Origin of the sequence: Chromobacterium sp. Beijing (assembly GCF_021496765.1) — a bacterium.
GTDB lineage: Bacteria > Pseudomonadota > Gammaproteobacteria > Burkholderiales > Chromobacteriaceae > Chromobacterium.
Window position 1 is genome coordinate 4,363,054 of sequence record NZ_CP053750.1, and the last position, 15,272, is coordinate 4,378,325.

The window sequence follows — 15,272 nt, forward strand, 5'->3', positions numbered from 1 at the left end:
GTGGGAGAGACCGGCCTTCCGGGACGGGGAAGGCCGGCGAGTCAGCGCGTCAGGCGTTCAGCCCGCGCGCTGACAAGGGGATGGTCAGGCCGGAGCCCACAAGGCGGGTTGGGTGGACGGAGTCCAGCCTGCGCCGGCCCAGGCGGTGTGCGGCTGCAGGCAGCGGTACTTCTTGCCCTGATAGCTGACGATCTGGCCGGCGGTGTAGGACAGGCCTTCCTTCCAGGTGTCGCCCACCGGCGGCGGGTTGATGCCGCCGTCGCCCTTTTTCAGGTCGATCTGATAGGTGTAGCCCTTGTAGCTGTCGTTCAGGTACACGCGGTTGGCGGTGGCGCTATGTTCCGGGGTGATGCTCACCGTGCGTTGCTTCTGATTCATCACGCCGATGCGGATCGCTTTGGAGGTCGCGTTCACTTTCACGCCCAGCTCGTACGGCCAGTTCGCCATCTGGCCGCTGACGGCGTCCAGCTTGACCGGGATGGTTTCGGCGTCGCGGCCGCTGGCGTCGAACACGCGCAGGGTGGCGGTGCTGTTGTTCGGCAGGTTTTCATAAGCGGTCACCTTGCCGATTTCCTTCCACGGATTGGTCACCGGCGGCGGTTCCGGCGGATTGGTGCCGTCGCCGAATACCACGTCGGAGCACGAGTAGAACGCTTCCTCGCTGTCCGCGCGCTTCCAGACGTTGAAGATGATGTGCGGGCCGCTCTTGCCGGCCGGCAGCTTGGCCACCATGTGGTAGCGCTTGTTGGCGTCCAGCGGCGGGTTGCCGGTCACGGTGTGGAAGGGCTGCGGATCCAGGTCGGACCACTTCAGCGGCTTGGTCTGATCCCAGCCGTTCTTGGTGACGTAGAACTTGAAGTATTTGGTCGAGTGCGGCGCGGTGGCGTGGTAGACGAACTCGTAGTTGCCGTTGGCGTCCGGCACCAGCTTGGTTTTCGGCCAGTCGGTGCGTCCCAGATTGAAGCCCTTGAACTTGTCCTGGCCGCCGGCGCAGAGCTTGCCGTCCGGCACCACCGCCGCGTGGTTGTCGCCCTGCGGGTTCTGGTTGATGCCGTTCCAGTCGTACATGGCCTGGGTGCCGCCCACGCGGCGGGCTTCCTGGCACGCGGCGGATTTCGGCGATTCCGCGCCCTCTTTGAAGCAGTTGTAGGTGCGGTTGATCGGCACTTCCATGGTGCCGTGGGCCCAGAGCGGCGCGCTGAGGCAGGCCAGGGCGAGGGCGGCGGGAAGGCGCAGTTGTGGTTTCATTCTGACTCCTTTGAGCTACGAGTGGTATGCAAGCGCCCAGCAGTTTGCCGAGCAGTCCAATCATCATATGAATGCCATATGATTTAAAATGAGACGACTATTTTTAATGTAAGTTTGGCGAAAGGTACTATTGCCATACTTACTGTGTGGTCTTGTATCTGCTTGATTCTTGCAAAAAACGCTCATTCCCTGACCTGTCCCGCAGGTCAATACGCATTGCTCCCGCAATTTCCCCTGCCAAATCATCTGTTTGTCGTTTTGCTGCCATGCAGCAAGCGGACAATGATGTGCGTAAATAAAATGGTATTGACGTGGTATTAATGTGGTATTAACGTTCGCGGTAAGCCGGAAGGCCGGAATCGACTCGCGTCAGCGCGGAAGATGCCAGCCGGGAAGCCAGGTTATACACTGGGGTTTTCAGACCACTTGCAGACAACCCATGGAAAATCGCTGGCTTGCATTGAAACCGGATGAAACCCTGACCACGCCGCTGTATCTGCAGTTGTCGCGGAAATTGGCCGACGCCATCAACGCCGGCTGGTGGCAGGCGGATGAGGCGCTGCCGTCGGAGCGCACGTTTTCCGAAGAACTGGGCATTTCGCGCGTGACGGCGCGCAAGGCGATGGATGTGCTGCTGGAGCAGGGCTTGATTCGCCGGCGCCAGGGCTCGGGCACCTTCATCACGCCGAGGCTGGAGCAGCCCTTGTCGCGGCTGACCGGCTTTACCGAACAATTGCGCCAGCGCGGCTTCGTGCCGTCGTCGGTGTGGCTGGAGCGCGGCGTGTTCGCGCCCAGCAATGAAGAAGTGATCAAGCTGGGGCTGTCGCCCACTTCGCAGGTGTCGCGGCTGAAGCGCCAGCGGCTGGCCGACGGAGTGGTGATGGCGATCGAGATGACGACGCTGCCGGTGGCGTATCTGCCGGAGCCGCAGCAAGTGGGCACCTCGCTGTACGCCCATCTGGACGCCAGCGGCCATTCGGTGGTGCGCGCGCTGCAGCATATCCGCGCGGTGAACGCCTCCGGCGACATCGCCACGCTGGCCGGCATCCGCCCCGGCGAAGCGATGTTGCTGATCACCCGCATCGGCTTCAACGCCGAGAACATCGCGATTGAATTGACCGATACCTATTGCCGTAACGACTACTACGATTTTGTTGCCGAACTGAGACGATGACCCAAAACCGAGTGCTGCAAGGACGCATCCTGACCGAGGCCGGCTGGATGGACGGCGAATTGAAACTGGCTGCCGACGGCCGCATCGAGGCCATAGACGCGCGCTTGGCCTCCGGCCGAACGGTGGAGCGTTATTTGCTGCCGGGCTTCATCGACCTGCACGTCCACGGCGGCGGCGGCGTCGACATCATGGAGGGCGGCCGCGCCGCCGAGAGCGTGGCCAGGCTGCACGCCCGCTTCGGCACCACATCCTTGCTGGCCACCACCATGACCGCGCCGCCGATCGACATCGAGCAGGTGTTGCGCGCGCTCGGTTCCTCCTGTCGCGAACGCCAGCCCGGCGGCGCCCGCATCCTGGGCGTGCATCTGGAAGGCCCCTACATCAATCCCGGCAAGCTGGGCGCCCAGCCCGACGACGCCTGCCGCGCGGTGATGGAGCAGGTGGACTGGTACCGCTCGCTGGCGCCGGTGTCGCTGATTACGCTGGCGCCGGAAATAGCCGGTCATATGGACATCATCCGCCAGTTGGCGGAGCAGGGCGTCAAGGTGCAGCTGGGCCACACCCTGGGCAGTTACGAGGACGGGGTGCGGGCGCTGGAGCAAGGCGCGTCCGGCTTCACCCATCTGTTCAACGCGATGAGCGGCCTGCACCACCGCGAGCCCGGCATGGTGGGCGCGGCGCTGGCGCACGCCGAATACGCCGAATTGATTCCGGATCTGCTCCACGTCCATCCGGGCGCGATCCGGGCCGCCCTGCGCGCGATTCCGCGCCTCTACTGCGTGACCGATTCCACCGCCGCCGCCGGCATGCCGGACGGCGAATACAAGCTGGGTTCGCACTCGGTGACCAAGTGCATGGGCGGCGTGCGTCTGGCCGACGGCACCCTGGCCGGCAGCACGCTGACCATGGACCAGGCGCTGCGCAACCTGGTGTCCATCGGCCTGCCGCTGGCGGACGCCTCGCACCGGCTGTCGCTCTATCCCGCAGACTACCTTGGCCTGGCCGATCGCGGCCGGCTCGCCGTCGGCGCCTGGGCCGACATCGTGACGATGGACGCGGATTTGAATTTGCAGCAAGTCTATGTAGAGGGAGAACAGATTGGCCTCGTTGATGCTTGAAGAAGCGCTGTACGCCGCCGAGGCGGTGGCCGCGCAACACATGTACGCCGATGAAGCGCTGGCCGCGCTGGGACGCGCGCTGGCGGTGGAACGCCCCAGCCTGGCGCTGACCGTGGCCCGCGGCAGTTCCGATCACGCCGCCAACTACTTCGCCTATCTGGCGATGCAGCGGCTGGGCGTGCCGGTGGTGTCCTTGCCGATGTCGCTGGTGACCCTGCACCGCGCGCCGCTGGCGGTGAAAGGCCAGCTGGCGGTGGCCCTGTCCCAGTCCGGCCAAAGCCCGGACCTGATCGACACCATGAAGGCGCTGGGCGCCGCCGGCGCGCGCACCGCGGCGCTGGTCAACAAGCATCAATCGCCGCTGGCCGCCGCCTGCGAATGGGTGGTGCCTCTGTGCGCCGGCGACGAAAAAAGCGTGGCCGCCACCAAGAGCTACATCACCTCGCTGTCCGCGGTGGCGCGCCTGGTCGCTCACTGGCAGGCGGACGACGCGCTGCTGGCCGCGCTGGCCAATCTGCCGCAGCGCCTGACCGAAGCCACACGCCAGGACTGGACGGCGGCGGTGGACGTCTTGCGCGACGCCGAACGCATCATGGTGGTGGGCCGCGGTCTGGGCTTCGCCGTGGCGCTGGAAGCCGCGCTCAAATTCAAGGAAACCTGCGCGATCCAGGCCGAGGCCTTCTCCGGCGCCGAGATCAAGCACGGGCCGATGGCTTTGATTGACGACGGCTATCCGCTGCTGATCTTCGCGCCGCGCGGGCCGGAGCAACAGGGCCTGATCGATCTGGCCGAGGAGATGCGCGGCCGCGGCGCCAAGGTGCTGCTGGCGGCGCCGGAAAATATCGCCAGCCGCGACCTGACCCTGGCGCTGGCCGACGACGAGGCGCTGGATCCGCTGCTGGCGATCCAGAGCTTCTACCTGATGGCGGCGCGCTTGTCCGAGGCGCGCGGCCTGAACCCGGATCTGCCGCGCCACTTGTCCAAAGTGACCTGCACGCGCTGAGTCCGGTCCTGCTTGAAACCGCGCCCCGACCGTCTACACGAACGGGGCGCGCCGCGAACGGCGTCCAGCGGAAGCCGCGCCGGCCGCGGAGACACATCAGTCAGTAAGAATGGAGACGTCCCCCATGTCCGCTACGCTCGAACTCCTGGCCCCGTTTGACGGGCCGTCCGTGCCGCTGAGCCGCGCGCCCGATCCGGTCTTCGCCGGCTTGATGATGGGCGACGGCCTGGCGATTGAGCCGCTGTCCGGCACCCTGCTGGCGCCCTGTGACGGCGAGGTGGCGCAATTGGCGCGCACCGGCCACGCCTTGACGCTGCGAGCCGCCAACGGCGCGGAAGTGCTGATCCACATCGGCATCGACACCGTCAAGCTGGAGGGCGAGGGCTTCAAGCCGCTGGTCAAGGCCGGCGACGCGGTGCGTCAGGGCCAGCCCCTGATCGAGGTGGATCTGGACGCGGTGGCGCGGCGCGCGCCGTCGCTGCTGACCATGGTGGTGATCGCCAATGGCGAGGCTTATGCGCTGGAAAGTCGGGGCGAGGGCTGGCAGCAGGCGGGCCGCAGCGTGTTTCTGACGCTGTCCGGCGGCGCGGCGGCCGACGAGGCCCCCAGCGCCGAGGGCGCGGAAAGCCGCGGTCAGGCCACGGTGCGCCATGCCGGCGGCCTGCACGCGCGGCCGGCGGCGCTGGTGCAGAACGCGGCGCGTCAATATCGCGCCAGCGTGCGGGTGGAGTTCAAAGGCCAGGCGGCCAACGCCCGCAGCGTGGTGGCCCTGATGGGCTTGGGCGTGGCCGAGGACGACGATGTGGCGGTGCTGGCGCAGGGCGAGGACGCGGCCGCCGCGGCCGCGGCGGTGATCGCCGCGCTGCAGACCCGCACCGAATCCGGCCACGGCGCGCCCGCGCCCTTGGCGAGCGCGCCGGCGCGCTCGTTGCCGGCCGGCTGGATAGCCGGCGTGTGCGCGGCGCCGGGCCTGGCCATCGGCCAGGTGGTGCGTCTCGACGCCTTCGAGCCGCAGGTGGCGGAGTTCGCGGTCAACGCCGACAGCGAGCGCGAGCAATTGCGCCGGGCGCTGGCCGAGGTGAGCGCCGGCATCGCCGCCGCCATCGACACAGCCATCGACACAGCCTTGCGCCGCGGCCAGACCTCGCAAAGTGACATCTTCGCCGCCCATCTGGCGCTGGTGGACGATCCGGAATTGCGGGACGCGGCGGAACGGGACATCGCCGCCGGCCACAGCGCCGGCCACGCCTTCCGTCAGGCGGCGCGCGCGCAATGCCGCGTGCTGTCCGGCCTGGGCAGCCCCTTGCTGGCCGAACGGGTGGCGGATCTCAAAGACATTGAACGCCAAGTGCTGAAAGCCCTGTTGGGCGACGCCCAAAGCGAGCCCGCACTGTATCCGGCCTCCATTCTGGTGGCCGAAGACCTGGCGCCTTCCGAACTGACCCGGCTGCCGCGCGAGCGGGTGGCCGGCATCCTGTCCGCCGCCGGCGGCGCCACCGGCCACGTGGCCATTCTGGCGCGCGCGCTGGGCATTCCGGCCCTGGTGGCTTGCGGGCCTCAGGTGTTGCGGCTGGACGCCGGCAGCGAAGTCTTGCTGGATGCGAGCCAAGGCGGCTGTCATCCGGCGCCGGACGCGGCCCTGTTGGCCGCCGCCCGGCAGGCGATGGCGGAGCGCGAGAGCCGCCGCGCCGATATGCGCGCGGACGCCGACGGCGCCGCGGTGACGCTGGACGGCGTGCGCGTCGAGGTGGCCGCCAATATCGCCAATGAAGAGGACGCGCGCGAAGCGGTGCGCCACGGCGCCGACAGCGTCGGCCTGCTGCGCACCGAGTTTCTGTTCATCGACCGTCAGGACGCGCCGGATCGCTACGAACAGGCCAACGCCTATCAGGCGGTGCTGGACGAATTACAGGGCCGTGTCGCCATCATCCGCACGCTGGACGTGGGCGGCGACAAGGAAGTGCCCTATCTGACCCTGCCGCCGGAGCCGAATCCGGCGCTGGGCCTGCGCGGCATCCGCACCGGCTTCGCCCATCCGGAGATGCTGGACGAGCAACTGCGCGCGCTGCTGATGCTGCGGCCCTTGTCCCTGCTGCGCATCCTGGTGCCGATGATCGCCGATGTCGGCGAACTGCGGCGCTTGCGCCAGCGCATCGACGCGCTGGCCGAGGAAGCGGGGCTGAGCGAGCGGCCGCAGCTGGGCGTGATGGTGGAAGTGCCCTCCGCCGCGCTGCTGGCGGACCAACTGGCCGCCGAGGCCGACTTCCTGTCCATCGGCACCAACGACCTGACGCAATACACGCTGGCGATGGATCGTTGCAACGCCTCGCTGGCCGCCAGCCTGGACGCGATGCACCCGGCGCTGCTGAGGCTGATCGAACGCACGGTGGCCGGCGCCAGCCAGCACGGCAAATGGGTGGGCGTATGCGGCGCCCTGGCCTCGGACCCGCTGGCCGCGCCGGTGCTGGTCGGCCTCGGCGTCGCCGAACTATCGGTCAGCCCCGGCCTGGTGCCGGAGATCAAGGCCAAGGTGAGGACGCTGGACCAGCAGGCTTGCCGCAAGCGCGCCGAGCAATTGCTGACGCTGGACTCCGCCGCCGCGGTGCGCGCGCAGGCCGCCGAATGGTGGCCGGAAGATTGAGTCGGCCCGGCGCGCAGGCGCGCGCGGGGCTTTTATGAAGTGGTTTTGAGGTCATCGCATGCCGCGGGGACACGCGGCAGCGAGCGGTACAGACACACAAGAAGGTAGCAGCCTGGAGCGCCATGCCCCCATCGGCGTCCATACACTGGGAGACGAGACGTGAGTACCTCTGACAATAAATTCGCTGGCATTCAGCAGCTGGGCCGCGCCCTGATGCTGCCGATCGCCGTTCTGCCCGTGGCGGGCTTGCTGCTGCGCCTGGGCCAGCCGGACCTGCTCAACATCAAGATGATGGCCCAGGCCGGCGACGCCATCTTCGGCAACCTGGCCCTGATCTTCGCCATCGGCGTGGCGGTGGGTTTCGCCAAGGACAACAACGGCACCTCCGGCCTGGCCGGCGCCATTGGTTATCTGGTGATCACCGCGGTGCTCAAGGTGATAGACGAGAAAATCAATATGGGGGTGCTGTCCGGCATCCTGTCCGGCCTGGTGGCCGGGGCGCTGTACAACCGCTACAAAGACATCAAGCTGCCCAGCTACCTGGCCTTCTTCGGCGGCAAGCGCTTCGTGCCCATCGTCACCGGCTTCTCCATGCTCTTGTTGGGCGCGGTGCTGGGCTATGTCTGGATGCCGGTGCAGACCGGCATCGACAGCGTCGGCCGCTGGTTGATCGGCGCCGGCGAGATCGGCGTCTTCGCCTACGGCGTGCTCAACCGCGTGCTCATCGTCACCGGCCTGCACCACATCCTCAACACCATTGTCTGGTTCCAGGTGGGCGATTTCGCCTCCGCCGCCGGCAAGGTGGTGCACGGCGACCTGACCCGCTTCTTCGCCGGCGACAAGACGGCCGGCATGTTCATGTCCGGCTTCTTCCCGGTGATGATGTTCGGCCTGCCGGCCGCCTGCCTGGCGATGTACCGCACCGCCAAGCCTGAGAACAAGCAAGCCGTCGGCGGCCTGCTGTTCTCGATGGCGCTGACCGCGATGCTGACCGGCGTCACCGAACCGGTGGAGTTCGCCTTCATGTTCCTGGCTCCGGCGCTGTACGCCATCCACGCGGTGCTGACCGGCCTGGCCATGGCCTTGATGCACGCGCTCAACATCAAGTTGGGCTTCGGCTTCTCCGCCGGCTTGTTCGATTACTTGCTGAACTTCGGCCTGTCCACCAAGCCGCTGTTGCTGATCCCGGTGGGCATCGGCTACTTCGCGCTCTACTACGTGCTGTTCGTGTTCTTCATCAAGAAATTCGACCTGAAAACCCCGGGCCGCGAAGACGCGATGGTGGCCGTGGCGGCGGTGGCCGCCGGCAGCGACCGCGCGCGCGCCTTCATCGCCGCGCTGGGCGGCGCCGCTAACCTGAAATCGGTGGACGCCTGCACCACCCGTCTGCGCCTGCAAGTGGCCAGCAACGACAAGGTGAGCGAAGCCGCGCTGAAGGCGCTGGGTTCGCGCGGCCTGATCAAGCCGGCCGCCGGCAGCGTGCAAGTGGTGCTGGGACCGGAGGCGGATCTGATCGCCGACGAAATCCGCGTCGCGCTGGGCAACCCGGACGCCGAGGCGGCCGTCCAAACGGCCGCGCCGGCGCAGGCCCTGGGCGAGGTGGTCGGCATAGACCGCGAACGCTGGCTGGCGGCGCTGGGCGGCGCGGCCAATGTGCTCAAGGTGGAAGCCGTGGCCGGCAGCCGGCTGCGGGTGGAAGTGGCCAACGCGGAGCTGGTGGACCAGGCCGCCCTGCAACAACTGGGGGCCAGCGGCGTCACCGCCTTCTCCGGCACGCTATTGCATATAGTATTGAATAGCGACGCGGGCGATTACGCCGCCGCATTGCAAGGCTGAGCGTCGCTTCCATGCGCCGCGCGTCGCGGGGCCTCGGACAGGCCTTGAGAACCGGGCGTCGCCCGGCGGAATTTGACGCACGGCAAGCTTGGGCGCAATTTCCGCACTGCCGATGTTGGTAATTCGCCCACTACTTATGTAGCGAGTTGATTACAAGCGGAATCAGGCGGACAGTGGTGGCGCAGGGCACGGGAAGATGACCTTGCGCCATTTCAACTTGGAGGATGCATCATGACGTTGCGAGTTGCTATCAATGGTTACGGCCGCATCGGCCGCATGATTGTGCGTGCATGGCAAGAGCGCTATGCCGATCAGGACATCGAGATTGTCGCCATCAACGATCTGGCCTCGCCGGAGCTGCATGAACACCTGACCCGTTACGACAGCGTGCACGGTCCGTTCGCCGCTTCCGTGGCGCTGGACGGCGATCACCTGGTGGTCAACGGCAAGAAGATCAAACTGCTGGCCATCCGCAACCCGGCCGAGCTGCCGTGGAAAGAATTGAACGTGGACGTGGTGATGGAATGCACCGGCTTGTTCACCACTCGCGAAAAAGCCGGCGCGCATCTGCAGGCCGGCGCCAAGAAAGTGCTGATCTCCGCTCCGGGCGGCGAAGGCGTGGACGCCACCGTGGTTTACGGCGTCAACCACCAGCAGCTGAGCAGCGCGATGACCATCGTCTCCAACGCCTCCTGCACCACCAACTGTCTGGCCCCCATGGTGCAGCCGCTGATCGACACCATCGGCATCGAGCGCGGCCTGATGACCACGGTGCACGCTTACACCAACGACCAAGTGCTGCTGGACACCGATCACAAAGACCTGCGCCGCGCCCGTTCCGCCGCCGTGTCCATGATCCCGACCAAGACCGGCGCCGCCGCCGCGGTGGGCCTGGTGCTGCCGCAATTGAAGGGCAAGCTGGACGGCTTCGCCGTGCGCGTGCCGGTGAGCAATGTCTCGCTGGTGGACCTGACCTTCACCGCCGGCCGCGATACCAGCAAGGAAGAAGTGAACCAGCTGATCAGCGACGCCGCCAAGGGCCCGCTCAAGGGCGTGCTGGGCGTCAACACCTTGCCGCTGGTGTCCTGCGACTTCCTGCACAACCCGGCGTCCAGCACCTTCGACGCCACGCTGACCCGCGTCATCGGCGGCCGCGAAGTCAAAGTGCTGGCCTGGTACGACAATGAATGGGGCTTCTCCAACCGCATGATCGATACCGCGGTGGCCTGGCAGGCCGCCAAGTAAGCGCCCAGCGGGTTTTCGCTCAAGAAACGGACAGGCAAGCCTGTCCGTTTTTCATGGCGCGGCGCCAGGAGCGGATGCCGGGAACGAGGCCGGCTTATTCATCTTGCTGCAGATCCGGCAGCCGAGGCGGCACCGGCACCTCGATCACGATCGAGGTCTTGGTGTCGCCAAACTGCATCAGCCGCGCGATCAAGGCCTGCAGCGTGGGCATATTGTCCACCACCACTTTCATCATCAGTCCGCTGGTGCCGGTCACCGACATGCATTCGATGATCTCCGGCATGGTGCGGATTTCCTCTATCACCGCGAAGTACTCCAGATGCTTGACCGTCAGCTCTATCATGCAGCAGATGGGCATGCCCACCTTGTTGGGATCGATGGTGGCGCGGTAGCCGGTGATCACGCCTCCGCGCTCCAGTTTGCTCACCCGGTCCGCCACCGCCGGCGGCGACAGATTCACCCGCCGGGCCAGTTCCGCGAAGCTGATTCGGGCGTTTTCGTGCAGTGCGGCGATGATTTTTCTATCAAATTTATCCATTCTTCGATTATAAGGAAATATGACGAAATAAACTTATAAAAAAAGGCGTAATGGCTGAAAATCCAATCAACCATCTGATCAAAACGCCTGTTTGCTACGTAAAATGCTGGCCGTATCAGGGTTGGCCGCACTGTCCCGCGGCCCGCCTGTCCAGATCCGTTGCGGATGAGAATTGTCCCAAAACGCTCTCATTTGAAACTGTCCTGGTGATCTCTTTGTCCCTGGTCTCTAGTCAGATCAAATCTGTATTGACGACGACCATTCCGGGCCTGTTCACAGCAACAGGCCCGTTTTTTTTGGCTTGCTGAGGCGTCTACGGCTGGCGCGTTAAAATAATCTGCGCCAAAGTGGGAAAGTTTGACGAAATGTCATATTTTTGTAATCACCCGTTTTTATCCTTGCCACACACTCAAACGGGAATGGATCAACCATGCCAGCCAATATCTTGCTTGTTGAAGACGAACCGGCAATCCAGGAGCTGATTGCCTTCAACCTGGCGCAGGCCGGCCACCATGTGCTGCGGGCCAGCACCGCCGAAGCGGCGCTGACGCTGGTGCGCAACGCGCTGCCTGACCTGGTGCTGCTGGACTGGATGCTGCCGGGCGCCAGCGGCGTGGACATCGCCAAGCGCCTGCGCGCCGACGAGCGCACCCGCCATGTGCCCATCATCATGCTGACCGCGCGCTCGGACGAGCAGGACAAGATCACCGGCCTGGAAACCGGCGCCGACGACTACATCACCAAGCCCTTCTCGCCGCGCGAGCTGCTGGCGCGCATCAAGGCGGTGTTGCGCCGCCGCGCGCCGCAGATGACCGACGACGCGGTGGATGTGCAAGGCCTGCGGCTGGACCCGGTCACCCACCGCGTTACCGGCAACGGCGGCGTTATCGATCTGGGCCCCACCGAATTCCGCCTGCTGCACTTCTTCATGACCCACCCCGAGCGCGTGCATTCGCGCTCCCAACTGCTGGACCAGGTGTGGGGCGACCATGTGTTCGTGGAAGAGCGCACCGTGGACGTGCATATCCGCCGGCTGCGCAGCGCGCTGGAGGGCACCGGGCACGACACGCTGATCCAGACCGTGCGCGGCACCGGTTATCGCTTTTCCACCCAGCAGTGAGGCCTGATGCCTGAATTTCTGAAACGCACGCTGGCCTCGCTGCTGGCGACCGCCGTCATCGGCCTCGGCTTCTGGCTGGGCTCGTCGGCGGAAGACGGACTGATCGCGGTGGCCATCTGCCTGGGCGGCTGGCTGGCCTTCAATCTCTACCATGTGGCGCTGCTGCTGCGTTGGCTGCAACGGCCGACTCCGGAGCGGGTGCCTGACGGCTTCGGCGTCTGGCACACCATCTTCATGACGCTGTACCGCACCACCCGCACCCAGAGCCAGAGCCAGAAAAAGCTTACCCACGCGCTGGAGCGCTTCATCAACGCCGGGGAGGCGATGCCGGACGGGGTGGTGGTGCTGGACGAGCACGACCGCATCGAATGGATCAACCCGATGGCGGTGGAGCATCTGGGTCTGGACCGCAAACGCGATGTCGGCAACCAGATCCTCAATCTGATCCGCCAACCGGCCTTTCACGCCTATATGAACGAGGCGCGCTTCAGCCAGCCGCTGGTGCTCAACTTCGTGCAGCCGCGCGAACTGGTGATCTCCTTGCAGATGGTGCCCTTCGATTCCACCCGCAAGCTGCTGCTGACCCGCGACATCACCCAGTTGGAGCGGGTTCAGACCGTGCACAAGGATTTCGTCGCCAACGTCTCGCACGAGCTGCGCACGCCGCTGACCGTGGTGGGCGGCTTTCTGGAGACGCTGGGAGACATGCCGCAGGTGGACGACGCCACCTTCCGCCAGTTTCTGCCGATGATGATGGAGCAGTCGCGGCGTATGCAAAGCCTGGTCGAGGACTTGCTGACTCTGTCCAAGCTGGAGAACAGCCCCAAAGCGACGGTGTCGGAGCGGGTGGACATGCAGGATATGCTGGACACGCTGATGGTGGAGGCCGAGGGCCTGTCCCACGGCCGCCATCAGGTCAAGCTGGACCGGCACAGCGACGCCTGGCTGTGGGGCAGCCAGCAGGAGCTGCACTCGGCCTTCGGCAACCTGGTGTCCAACGCGGTGCGCTACACGCCGGAGGGCGGCTGCATCACGCTGAGCTGGAAGGAGGAGGGCGAGCAGCTGCGTTTCTCGGTGGCGGATACCGGCATCGGCATCCCGCGCGAGCATATCCCGCGCCTGACCGAGCGTTTCTACCGGGTGGACCGCGGCCGTTCGCGCGGCAGCGGCGGCACTGGCCTGGGGCTCGCCATCGTCAAGCACGTGCTGGCGCGTCATCATGCCCGGCTGGAGATCAGAAGCGAGCCGGACAAGGGCAGCGTGTTCTCCGCGGTGTTCCCGCGCGACCGCCGCAGCGGCTCGCAAGCGGCCTGAGCGCCGCGCCGCGGGGCCGCATGCGGCGTATTCTTGCAAGCTTGGGTCGGCGCTCTTGGCGCGCCGCTCCAAGCGGGTTAGGATGTCCGTTTTAGCCCGCCGATTTTAGAACCTGTTCAAAGTCTGCTGCGCTTCGGCGATACGGCGTTAGAAACCCGCTTCGAAATGCTCATGTACCGTATGTGCATTCCGCTTCCTCGGCTGTTTTCGTCTTGTCTCGCCCTTGTGCGCGAGACTCTGAACAGGCTCTATGGCGTGGTAGCCACTGGCCGGCTCGGCGACGCCGGGTCCGCCCTGACTTTATTCTGGATCGTTCCACCATGAATCGACTGCAATCCATCCGCCCCTTCGGCCAGCGCATCTGGCTGGACAATCTGTCCCGCGAACTGATCGCCTCCGGCGAACTGGCGCGCCTGCTGGCCGACGACGGCATCGCCGGCGTGACCTCCAATCCGGCGATCTTCTACAAGGCGATCAGCGGCGACGCCAGCTACCAGGCCGACCTGGCCCGCCTGAAAGCGGACGCCGGCCTCTCGGCCGAGGCGCGTTACGAAGCGCTGGTGGTGCCGGACATCCAGGCCGCCTGCGATCTGCTGCGCGGCCAGTACGACGCCAGCCAGGGCAATGACGGCTATGTCAGCCTGGAAGTGTCGCCGGAGCTGTCCAACGACGAGGCCGGCACCTTGGCCGCGGCGCGCCGCCTGTGGGCGGAAATCGCCCGCCCCAACGCCATGATCAAGATTCCGGCCACCGCCGCCGGCATCCGCGCCTTCCAGACGCTGACGCGCGAAGGCGTCAACGTCAACATCACCCTGCTGTTCTCGCTGCCGCAAGTGGAAGCGGTGTGGGACGCCTACATCGCCGGCCTGTCCGCCCGTCACGCCGACGGCAAGGACGTGTCCGGAATCAAGGCGGTGGCCAGCTTCTTCCTGTCCCGCGTCGACAGCCTGCTGGATCCGCAAGTGGGCGCGGCCCATCAGGGCAAGGTGGCCATCGCGCTGTCCAAGGCCGCTTACGCCCGCTACCGCGAACGTTTTCACGGCGCCGAGTTCGCCGAGCTGAAAGCCGCCGGCGCGCGTCCGCAATATCTGTTGTGGGCGTCGACCGGCACCAAGAACGCCGCTTACTCCGACGTGCTCTACGTGGAAAGCCTGATCGGCGACGAAACCGTCAACACCGTGCCGGACGGCACGCTGGCGGCCTTCCGCGATCACGGCCAGGCCGCGTTGACGCTGCCGGAAGGCATGGACGACGCGCAAACCCTGTTGCACGCGGTGGGGGCGTCCGGCGTGGATCTGGCCGCCGCCGGCGAGAAGCTGCAGCAGGACGGCTTGAAGCTGTTCGAAGACGCGTTCGAGCAGTTGCTGAAGCTGACCGCCTGAGAACGTCAACAGGCGCTGAGAGAGCGGCAAGATAAAAAGGCTGACCGTCGCGGTCAGCCTTTTTTGCGCGTGCGGCCTGGAGCAGGCGTCGTTCAGGCGGCCTGCTGCGTCCGGCGCGCCGCCATGCGCTGCCCGGCGGCGCTCATTTCCTCGGCGCTGATGGCGGAGGCGGCGGTGGGGAACAGCCAGCTTTCCTCGGCTGCGGCGTGTTCGCGGTACTGGCGGGCGAACTCCTCCAACTCGTTGCGGCTGATGCGGTGGATCTTGCCGTCGCGCAGCGCCAGCAGATCGTCGCGGATCGCGTTCCAGCAGGAATGCAGATAACCGTGTTCGGCGCTCAGTTGCTCCAGCCGGGAGGCGGCGGTGGGCACCCGCGCCAGAATCAGCGGGAACAGCTCGTCCTCCTCGTCGCTGTGATGGGCGGGGCCGGCCAGGTCGAAGTAGCGGACCACGCCGTCTATCGTATTGCGGGCGGCCTCGTTGACGCCGTGTTGCTCGATGTAGGCGGGCAGCTGATCCAATTGCTCGCAGAAGCGGCGAATCTTGTCGTGACAGGCTTGCAGCATTTCCAGCGGCTGTTCGAAGCTGGGCGCGGCGGCGTTGCTCAGAGAGTCCAGCGTCAGCATGGGCGTTCTCCTGTGATGGGTGACGGC

12 protein-coding genes are annotated in these 15,272 nt (G+C 65.9%); 9 read left to right on the plus strand and 3 right to left on the minus strand.

Annotation, left to right across the window (positions count from 1 at the left end):
* Positions 1-84: 84 nt before the first annotated feature.
* Positions 85-1,248 (minus strand): lytic polysaccharide monooxygenase, encoded by a 1,164-nt coding sequence (locus tag HQN78_RS20325; protein ID WP_235085853.1) that lies wholly within the window; start codon positions 1,246-1,248, stop codon positions 85-87.
* A gap of 439 nt (positions 1,249-1,687) precedes the next feature.
* On the opposite strand from HQN78_RS20325, the gene HQN78_RS20330 reads away from it, so the two are divergent.
* From HQN78_RS20330 to gap, 6 genes are all read left to right on the plus strand, one after another.
* Positions 1,688-2,422, plus strand: a complete 735-nt coding sequence (locus HQN78_RS20330) for a GntR family transcriptional regulator (RefSeq protein ID WP_019101073.1) — start codon at positions 1,688-1,690, stop codon at positions 2,420-2,422.
* Positions 2,419-3,540, plus strand: a complete 1,122-nt coding sequence (gene nagA / locus HQN78_RS20335; RefSeq protein ID WP_235085856.1) for an N-acetylglucosamine-6-phosphate deacetylase — start codon at positions 2,419-2,421, stop codon at positions 3,538-3,540. The genes HQN78_RS20330 and nagA overlap by 4 nt, the downstream gene beginning before the upstream one ends.
* A complete protein-coding gene (locus HQN78_RS20340) occupies positions 3,521-4,543 on the plus strand; it encodes an SIS domain-containing protein (RefSeq protein ID WP_235085859.1) in 1,023 nt (340 codons plus the stop codon). Before nagA ends, HQN78_RS20340 begins: the two co-directional genes overlap by 20 nt.
* 124 nt (positions 4,544-4,667) lie before the next feature.
* Positions 4,668-7,184, plus strand: coding sequence for a phosphoenolpyruvate--protein phosphotransferase (ptsP, locus tag HQN78_RS20345; protein WP_235085861.1), 2,517 nt, complete (start codon positions 4,668-4,670; stop codon positions 7,182-7,184).
* 159 nt (positions 7,185-7,343) lie between these two features.
* Positions 7,344-9,020, plus strand: a complete 1,677-nt coding sequence (gene nagE, locus HQN78_RS20350; protein ID WP_235085863.1) for an N-acetylglucosamine-specific PTS transporter subunit IIBC — start codon at positions 7,344-7,346, stop codon at positions 9,018-9,020.
* A gap of 231 nt (positions 9,021-9,251) precedes the next feature.
* Positions 9,252-10,265 (plus strand): type I glyceraldehyde-3-phosphate dehydrogenase, encoded by a 1,014-nt coding sequence (gene gap / locus HQN78_RS20355; protein WP_107801015.1) that lies wholly within the window; start codon positions 9,252-9,254, stop codon positions 10,263-10,265.
* A gap of 94 nt (positions 10,266-10,359) precedes the next feature.
* Here gap and HQN78_RS20360 read toward each other — a convergent pair whose 3' ends face one another.
* Positions 10,360-10,803, minus strand: coding sequence for an Lrp/AsnC family transcriptional regulator (locus tag HQN78_RS20360; RefSeq protein WP_019100282.1), 444 nt, complete (start codon positions 10,801-10,803; stop codon positions 10,360-10,362).
* A gap of 430 nt (positions 10,804-11,233) precedes the next feature.
* On the opposite strand from HQN78_RS20360, the gene phoB reads away from it, so the two are divergent.
* The 3 genes from phoB (at position 11,234) to tal (ending at position 14,619) form a co-directional block, all read left to right on the plus strand.
* Positions 11,234-11,923, plus strand: coding sequence for a phosphate regulon transcriptional regulator PhoB (gene phoB, locus HQN78_RS20365; RefSeq protein WP_048412957.1), 690 nt, complete (start codon positions 11,234-11,236; stop codon positions 11,921-11,923).
* Positions 11,924-11,929: 6 nt separating this feature from the next.
* Positions 11,930-13,237 (plus strand): phosphate regulon sensor histidine kinase PhoR, encoded by a 1,308-nt coding sequence (gene phoR / locus HQN78_RS20370; protein WP_235085866.1) that lies wholly within the window; start codon positions 11,930-11,932, stop codon positions 13,235-13,237.
* Positions 13,238-13,557: 320 nt separating this feature from the next.
* The gene (tal, locus tag HQN78_RS20375; protein WP_235085869.1) at positions 13,558-14,619 is read left to right on the plus strand and encodes a transaldolase; all 1,062 of its coding nucleotides are present in this window, start codon (positions 13,558-13,560) and stop codon (positions 14,617-14,619) included.
* 92 nt (positions 14,620-14,711) lie between these two features.
* Here tal and HQN78_RS20380 read toward each other — a convergent pair whose 3' ends face one another.
* Entirely contained in the window at positions 14,712-15,245 is a 534-nt protein-coding gene (locus HQN78_RS20380; protein WP_107801012.1) for a hemerythrin domain-containing protein, read from the minus strand.
* Between the last annotated feature and the right edge of the window lie 27 nt (positions 15,246-15,272).